The sequence below is a fragment of the Streptomyces sp. McG3 genome, assembly GCF_018619185.1.
GTDB lineage: Bacteria > Actinomycetota > Actinomycetes > Streptomycetales > Streptomycetaceae > Streptomyces.
In genome coordinates this window covers 1-7,629 of sequence record NZ_JAAXYC010000351.1, presented here as the reverse complement: position 1 = coordinate 7,629, position 7,629 = coordinate 1, and the positions used below count along the sequence as shown (strand labels likewise).

The 7,629-nt window shown below is 69.3% G+C and carries 6 protein-coding genes; 1 reads left to right on the top strand and 5 read right to left on the bottom strand.

Translation table 11 applies throughout. The features are described 5' to 3' along the window. Nucleotides 1–588: 588 nt before the first annotated feature. Entirely contained in the window at nucleotides 589–1,596 is a 1,008-nt protein-coding gene (locus HET64_RS33825; RefSeq protein ID WP_215111075.1) for a stage II sporulation protein M, read from the bottom strand. A 119-nt stretch (nucleotides 1,597–1,715) separates the two neighbouring features. On the opposite strand from HET64_RS33825, the gene HET64_RS33820 reads away from it, so the two are divergent. Next, nucleotides 1,716–2,681, top strand: a complete 966-nt coding sequence (locus HET64_RS33820) for an RDD family protein (RefSeq protein ID WP_215111074.1) — start codon at nucleotides 1,716–1,718, stop codon at nucleotides 2,679–2,681. Here HET64_RS33820 and HET64_RS33815 read toward each other — a convergent pair. From HET64_RS33815 to manA, 4 genes are all read right to left on the bottom strand, one after another. Beyond that, on the bottom strand, nucleotides 2,678–3,346 hold the full coding sequence (locus HET64_RS33815; protein ID WP_215111073.1) for a hypothetical protein: 669 nt from the start codon (nucleotides 3,344–3,346) through the stop codon (nucleotides 2,678–2,680). The two genes, HET64_RS33820 and HET64_RS33815, sit on opposite strands and share 4 nt — an antisense overlap. A gap of 169 nt (nucleotides 3,347–3,515) precedes the next feature. Next, nucleotides 3,516–4,973, bottom strand: coding sequence for an adenosylhomocysteinase (gene ahcY, locus HET64_RS33810; protein WP_097968661.1), 1,458 nt, complete (start codon nucleotides 4,971–4,973; stop codon nucleotides 3,516–3,518). Nucleotides 4,974–5,251: 278 nt separating this feature from the next. Then, nucleotides 5,252–6,262 carry a cation diffusion facilitator family transporter gene (locus HET64_RS33805; protein WP_215111072.1) on the bottom strand — a complete coding sequence of 337 codons (1,011 nt, stop codon included), beginning with the start codon at nucleotides 6,260–6,262 and terminating at the stop codon, nucleotides 5,252–5,254. Between the two features lie 87 nt (nucleotides 6,263–6,349). Further along, nucleotides 6,350–7,525 (bottom strand): mannose-6-phosphate isomerase, class I, encoded by a 1,176-nt coding sequence (gene manA / locus HET64_RS33800; protein WP_215111076.1) that lies wholly within the window; start codon nucleotides 7,523–7,525, stop codon nucleotides 6,350–6,352. Between the last annotated feature and the right edge of the window lie 104 nt (nucleotides 7,526–7,629).

Sequence of the window (7,629 nt, the reverse complement as noted above, 5' to 3'; positions counted from 1 at the left end):
AACCTGCCGAAGCAGGCCGGGGTATCAACATATCTGGCGTTGACTTTTGGCACGCTGTTGAGTTCTCAAGGAACGGACGCTTCCTTCGGTCCCGTATCACCGGGGCCCTCCGGGCGCTTCCCTTCGTCTACTGCTTTGTCTTGCTGTCCTGCGTTTCCGACTCTATCAGACTCTTTCGTGTCCGATTCCCGGTCGAAACGGGTCCTGCTTTTCGCTTTCCAGATCCTTCGCTTTCGCGTTTTCCTTTTCCGGCGAGTCCAACTTTACCAGACTCTCTTTCGTTCCGTTTCCGGCCCGAATTCGATATCTGATGGCCTGCGGAGTGGCCTTGCCTTTCGGCGGATCCGACTTTATCAGAAACTCACGGAGCCAAACGAACGACTCGATGAGTTCGACAAGAGAGAATCATTTGGCCCGGCGGGGTTAGTGGACGCCCCTGCACGAGCGAGATAGAGAATACGCGCTCAACTCGAACTTGTCTAGTCCGAGGCAACCGTTCAAATCTACCTCCCCACATCTGCCGTGTCAACGGTTTTTGTGGGCGAGGGGGACACTAGCAGGTCAGCAGGGGTGAAAGCACATCGGCCATCAGGCTGCGGTGGGAAGTTCGGCGCTGCGTTCGACCGCTGTGAGGTCGCCTGTGTCGCCGGCGCGGGCCGCGCGGCCGCCGAGGATGTAGACGTACGCGAGAAAGGCCAGCTCAGCGGCGATGCCGATGGTGATCCGGGCCCAGGTCGGGAGACCGGACGGGGTCACGAAGCCCTCGATGAGTCCGGAGACGAACAGGACCAGGGCCAGACCGATTGCCATGCCCAGGGCGGCGCGGCCCTGCTGAGCCAGGGCGGTCCGGCGTGACAGGGGACCGGGGTCGATCACGGTCCAGCCGAGGCGTAGCCCTGTGCCGGCGGCGACGAACACCGCTGTCAGTTCGAGCAGACCATGGGGCAGCACCAGGCCGAGGAAGACATCGAGACGGCCCGCGGAGGACATGAGGCCTATGCCGACGCCGAGGTTGAGCATGTTGAGGAAGAGGATCCAGATCACCGGTATGCCGAGGAACGCCCCCAGGATCAGGCACAGGGCCGCGGCCTGCGCGTTGTTCGTCCATACCTGTGCCGCGAACGACGCGGCCGGATGAGTGGAGTAGTAGGTCTCGTACTCCCCGCCCGGTCGGGTCATGGCACGGAGGTCCGCCGGTGCGGCGATCGCGGCCTGAACCTCGGGGTGGGTGCCGATCCACCAGCCCAGCAGTGCCGCCACCACTGTCGAGAGCACCGCTGTCGGAATCCACCAGTGGCGCGAGCGGTAGACCGCGGCGGGGAATCCCGCGGTGAGAAACCGGGCCGCGTCCCGCCAGGACGCCTTGCGGGTGCCGGTCACCGTCGACCGGGCGCGGGCCACGAGCTGGGTGAGACGTCCGGTCAGGAGGGGGTCGGGGCTGCTCGACTGGACCAGCGAGAGGTGGGTCGCCGTGCGCTGGTAGAGGACGACGAGTTCGTCCGCTTCCGCTCCGGTGAGGCGGCGCCCCCGGCGCAGGAGGTGTTCGAGGCGGTCCCACTCCGTGCGGTGGGCGGTGACGAAGACGTCGAGGTCCATGGGCGTCTGTTGCTCCAGGCATGGGTGCGTACGGGTTCGTACTACTGCGGCGCGCTGGCGGTCAGCTTGGCAGACTGTGCCCGGCTGGGGCAGAGAAGGTCGGCGAAGGGTGGGGCCCGATGAGTGAGCTGGTTACCGGGGACGCGGTCGTCCTGGGGTTGAGGCCCGCGCGGCTGCCGAGCCGGGCGCTCGCCTCGGCGATCGACCTGGCGGTGACGTTCGCCGCCTTCATCCTGATATCCGTCGTGCTGGGCATCGCTTCCGCCTCCTTGGACGAGGCGGCGGTCGCGGCGATCGGGGTCGCCTCTTTCCTGCTGGTCCTGATCGGTGGGCCGGTCGCGGTGGAGACGCTGAGTCATGGCCGGTCCCTGGGGAAGCTCGCCTGCGGGCTGCGGGTGGTGCGGGACGACGGTGGGCCGATCCGTTTCCGGCACGCGCTCGTGCGGGGGGCCATGGGGCTCGTCGAGATCCTCATGACCTTCGGCGCCCTGGCCTCGATCGCGTCCCTGGTGTCGGCGCGGGGGCGCCGGATAGGTGACGTGTTCGCCGGGACGCTGGTGATCCGGGAACGGGTCGCTGCCACGGGCCGGTCCGTCTCCGTGCCGCCTCCCCCGCCCTGGCTGGTCGGCCGGTTCGCGCAGCTGGATCTGTCGGCCGTACCCGACGAACTCTGGCTCGGGATACGGCAGTACCTCACGCGGATGCGTCAGCTGGATCCCGGTGTGGGGCGTTCGATCGCGGAACGGCTGGCCGGTGAACTGGTCGCCCTGACGGGAGCCGCCGCGCCCCAGGGTGTTCCCGCGGCCGCGTTCCTGGCCGCGGTGGTTCATGAGCGGCAGTCACGGGACGCGCGGCGCGTGTTCGCCGGGCCCCGCGTCGAGGGGCCCGTAGCGCCCCGGCTCGTACCGTCCGGGCTCGCCGGGCCTGTTGGGCCTGGCGCGCATGTTGGGCCTGTTGGGGCCGGCGGGAGTTTTGGGGGGACGGTGTCTGCCGGGGCCGGTTCCGGTGCGGGGCGCGATGCCGCCGGTGGGCACGAGCAGCAGCGCGGAAGTGCTCCCTCGGGCGGGTTCGCCCCGCCCGGCTAGGTGGTGTCCGGCCCGGATCCTGACGGCAGGTCCTGGTCGGCCGGGGTGTCGGAGGCGCGGGGTGACGGGGGCGTCTCCAGGTGTTCGAGCTCGATGCCGGGTGCCGCGAGGACCACATCGCCGGCGATGTGGATGGCGTGCTGCTCCCCGGTGTCCAGGGCGCTGACCTGGTATTCGTCCACGATCAGGGGGCCGTTGTCAGTGGTGTGCGCTTCACTGTTCACCAGGGCCCAGGACTGGTCGACGGTCCTGGGTGCGAGCACCGGGTCCGTGAAGGTGACCACACGGACACGGGTCGTGGGGGAAGCGGGGGTGAGGCGCAGAAGACGGGTCATGGCGATGAGGAACGCGGGGGACGTGCCGGCGAAGGTGTGGGCGCGGACATTGCCCTCGGTGGCGTGGCTGCCGGTCGGGTCGGTCCGGACCCAGGTGACCCCTTCCAGGGCTGCTCCTCGTACCTGCCAGCTCGCCGCGTGGAGTTCGAGGCGGATGGGCCGGCCCAGCTCGTCCAGGGCCAGGTCGACGGAGCCGAGGTGGTCTCCGTCGGGGGATGTGGTCTGGGAGACGTAGCGCCAGCCGGAGGGGCCGGGGGCGCAGTGGAAGTGTTCTTCGCCGAGGGGGGTGTGATCGTGAAGGTCGTGGAGCGAATACCTGCCGCGGGGCATGGGGTCCTTCGGGTTCCTCGGGTCGTGCGGGGGCGGTAACGGGAGCAGGCCCCCGGCACGGGGGTGCGGGGGCCTGCGCTCGGATCTGCTGCCGCGGGCTGTGACGCCGCTCGGCGTTCGGGAGGCCGGCCTCCCGAACGCCGAGGGTCGATCAGCGACCGCGGAGGGATCAGTAGCGGTAGTGGTCGGGCTTGTACGGGCCCTCTACCTCGACACCGATGTACGCCGCCTGCTCGGGGCGCAGCGTCGTGAGCCTGACGCCCAGGGCGTCGAGGTGGAGTCGGGCGACCTTCTCATCCAGGTGCTTGGGCAGCACGTACACGTCGGTCGGGTACTCCTCGGGCTTCGTGAACAGCTCGATCTGCGCGAGGGTCTGGTCCGCGAAGCTGTTGGACATCACGAAGGAGGGGTGTCCGGTCGCGTTGCCCAGGTTGAGGAGGCGGCCCTCGGACAGGACGATGAGGACCTTGCCGTCGGAGAACGTCCAGGTGTGGACCTGGGGCTTGACCTCGTCCTTGACGATGCCGTCGATCTTCGCGAGGCCGGCCATGTCGATCTCGTTGTCGAAGTGGCCGATGTTCCCGACGATCGCCTGGTGCTTCATCCGGGCCATGTCCTTGGCCATGATGATGTCCTTGTTGCCCGTCGTGGTGACGAAGATGTCCGCCTGCTCCACGACGTCGTCCAGCGTGGCGACCTGGTAGCCGTCCATGGCCGCCTGCAGCGCGCAGATCGGGTCGATCTCCGTGATGATCACCCGGGCGCCCTGGCCGCGCAGGGACTCCGCGCAGCCCTTGCCCACGTCGCCGTAGCCGAAGACGACGGCGGTCTTGCCGCCGATCAGGACGTCGGTGGCGCGGTTGATGCCGTCGATGAGGGAGTGGCGGCAGCCGTACTTGTTGTCGAACTTCGACTTGGTCACCGCGTCGTTCACGTTGATCGCGGGGAACAGGAGGGAACCGTCACGGTGCATCTCGTACAGGCGGTGCACACCCGTCGTCGTCTCCTCGGTGACACCGCGGATCTCGGACGCGAGCTGGGTCCACTTCTGCGGGGCCTCGCCGAGGGTGCGGTTCAGCAGGGTGAGGATGTGGGCGTACTCCTCGCTGTCCGCGGTCGACGGGTCCGGGGCGGCACCGGCCTTCTCGAACTCGACGCCCTTGTGGACGAGGAGGGTGGCGTCGCCACCGTCGTCCAGGATCATGTTCGGGCCGCCGGTGGGGGTGTTCGGCCAGGTCAGCGCCTGCTCCGTGCACCACCAGTACTCCTCCAGCGTCTCGCCCTTCCAGGCGAAGACCGGGACGCCCGCGGGGGCTTCCGGAGTGCCGTTCGGGCCGACCGCGATGGCCGCGGCGGCGTGGTCCTGGGTGGAGAAGATGTTGCAGGAGGCCCAGCGGACCTCGGCGCCCAGGGCGACGAGGGTCTCGATGAGCACGGCGGTCTGCACGGTCATGTGCAGCGAGCCGGTGATCCGGGCGCCGGCCAGCGGCTGAGTGGCGGCGAACTCCTTGCGGATCGACATCAGGCCGGGCATCTCGTGCTCGGCGAGCGTGATCTCCTTGCGCCCGAAGGGGGCGAGGGAGAGGTCGGCGACCTTGAAGTCCTGGCGGTTGGTGGCCGTCGTCATAACGGGCTGCTCCTCGTGATGGGTCGAGGGTGGGCTTTCTGGGCTGACTCTGCGGCGCGGCGGGCACAGGAATGCCCGGGGGTTCGCAGTGCAGTCCGTCGGAGGCCCTCTGTCCCTCGCCCGGCTGGCTCCCGCCAGCGCCGGTCGACCGCCATCAGCAGCGACGTCTGTTATCCGTATCCGAATCTACACCGAACGGCCCAGTGAGCCCCAGCCCGTTCGTGGAGAGGGGCGTGTGTGAGGGGTCACCGGGCCGATCGGGGCTGATGCGCGGTGGGTCAGTGGCCGGAATCCTTCGAGGCCGGGCCCTCGCCCGTTTCGGGTCCCGTTTCCGGGGCCTCGGCGGTCTTGCCCGGGTTGGTTCCGGTCGCCGCGGCCTGCGCGTTGTAGATGTCCGGCTCCAGGTAGATGACCCGGGCGATCGGGCACGCCGCCCGGATGCGGTTCTCGGCGGCGTTGATGGCGTCGGCGACCTCGGTCGCGGTCTCGTCGTGCCGGACCGCGATCTTGGCGGCGACCAGCAGTTCCTCGGGACCGAGGTGGAGGGTGCGCATGTGGATGATGCCGGTGACGGTCTCGCCGTCCACCACGGCCGCCTTGATCTTCTCGACGTCTTCGAGGCCGGCGGACTCGCCGAGCAGGAGGGATTTCGTCTCGACGGCCAGGACGATCGCGATGAGGATCAGCAGGATGCCGATGCAGAGGGTGCCGATGCCGTCCCAGACTCCGTTGCCGGTGCCGAGGGCGAGGCCGACGCCCGCGAGCGCCAGGATCAGGCCGACGAGCGCGCCGAGGTCCTCCAGGAGAACGACCGGGAGTTCGGGCGCCTTGGAGCGGCGGATGAACTCGGTCCAGGAGCGGTCGCCGCGCGTCTGGTTGGACTCACGGATCGCCGTACGGAAGGAGAAGATCTCCGCGATGATCGCGAAGATCAGGACCCCGACGGGCCAGTACCAGGCCTCGATCTCATGCGGGTGCTTGATCTTCTCGTAGCCCTCGTAGACCGCGAACATGCCACCGACCGAGAACAGGACGATGGAGACGAGGAACGCGTAGATGTAGCGCTCGCGCCCGTAGCCGAAGGGGTGTTGAGGGGTGGCTTCGCGCTTCGCCTTCTTGCCGCCGAGCAGCAGGAGTCCCTGGTTGCCCGAGTCGGCGAGCGAGTGGACGCTCTCCGCGAGCATCGACGAGGAACCACTGAAGAGGAACGCTACGAATTTGGCCACGGCGATCGAGAGGTTGGCGACGAGTGCCGCCACGATCGCCTTGGTTCCGCCTGACGCGCTCATGAGTGCGTGGTGTCCCTTCGTCGGTGCGCGGCAGGTGCCGTCGCGGTGAGGCGGCACATTGTTGCAGCCGTCGGGACGGTCCGTGGGTCAGGCCGCCAGGGTGGCCCGGAAGAGTGTTCCCGGTCCCGCCGCCTCGACAGTCTCGCCTGCCGGAACGTACGCGGACTCCCCGGGTCCGAGGGCGAGTTCGCCCACAGTGACCGAGCCGGCCGTGCAGAGCAGGATCTGCGGCGTGGGGGCGGTCAGTTCGGTGGGGGCCGCCCCCGGGGCGAGGGTGTAGCGGGACAGGGCGAACTCGTCGGCGGGGGTCTCGTAGAGCTCCTCGCCCGACGGGGCCGCCTCCGGGCGCAGCACGCCGGGCTCGGTGGCCTCGAACCGGACGATCCGCAGGAGTTCGGGGACGTCGATGTGCTTGGGGGTCAGGCCGCAGCGCAGCACGTTGTCCGAGTTGGCCATGATCTCCACGCCGAGGCCGTCGAGATAGGCGTGCGGGACACCCGCGCCGAGGAAAAGGGCTTCTCCGGGCTGGAGTTGCACGTAGTTCAGCAGCATCGCGGCCAGGACTCCGGGGTCGCCGGGGAAGTGGTGGGCGATGCGGGCGTACGGGGCGTGGGCGCCGCCGAGGCGTTCGGCGGCGGCCGCCGCCTCCGCCACGGTCTCGGCCATCTCCGCCGGTTCCGCGCCGAGGATCGCCGTGAGCACCTCGCGGAGGGCCGCTTCCTCGGGGTGGGCGCGGAGGAGGTCCACGTACGGCTTGAGGGAGTCGACTCCCAGCGCCTCCATCGCGTCCGCCGCCTCGGTGGGGCTGCGGAAGCCGCACAGCCCGTCGAAGGGGGTGAGGGCGCAGATGAGTTCGGGCTTGTGGTTCGCGTCCTTGTACGTGCGGTGCGGGGCGTCGATCGGGACGCCCCGGGCCTCCTCGTCGGCGTAGCCCTCGCGGGCCTGCTCCAGATTCGGGTGGACCTGGACGGAGAGGGGCGCGCCGGCGGCGAGGAGCTTCAGGAGGAAGGGGAGGCGGGGGCCGAACCGGGCGACCGTCGTCGCGCCGAGCTCCCCCTCCGGGTCGGCGTCGATGGCCTCGGTGAGGGCCAGCTCCCTCTCACCGGACGCGGTGGTACGGGTGATGCGCGAGGGTGCTCCGGGGTGGGCTCCCATCCACATCTCGGCCTGCGGTTCGCCGGTGGGCGCGATGCCGAGCAGGGCGGGAATCGCCGTGGTGGACCCCCAGGCGTAGGGGCGCACGGTGTTGGACAGCCGGTCCATGGAGTCGTCCTCGGGTGGGGCGGAGCGGGTGAGTGTGGCACCAGGGGTATCAGTGTTGCGTGAGGTCCTGGCGTCGTGGGGGTGGCCGGGGGGTGACGCGGTCC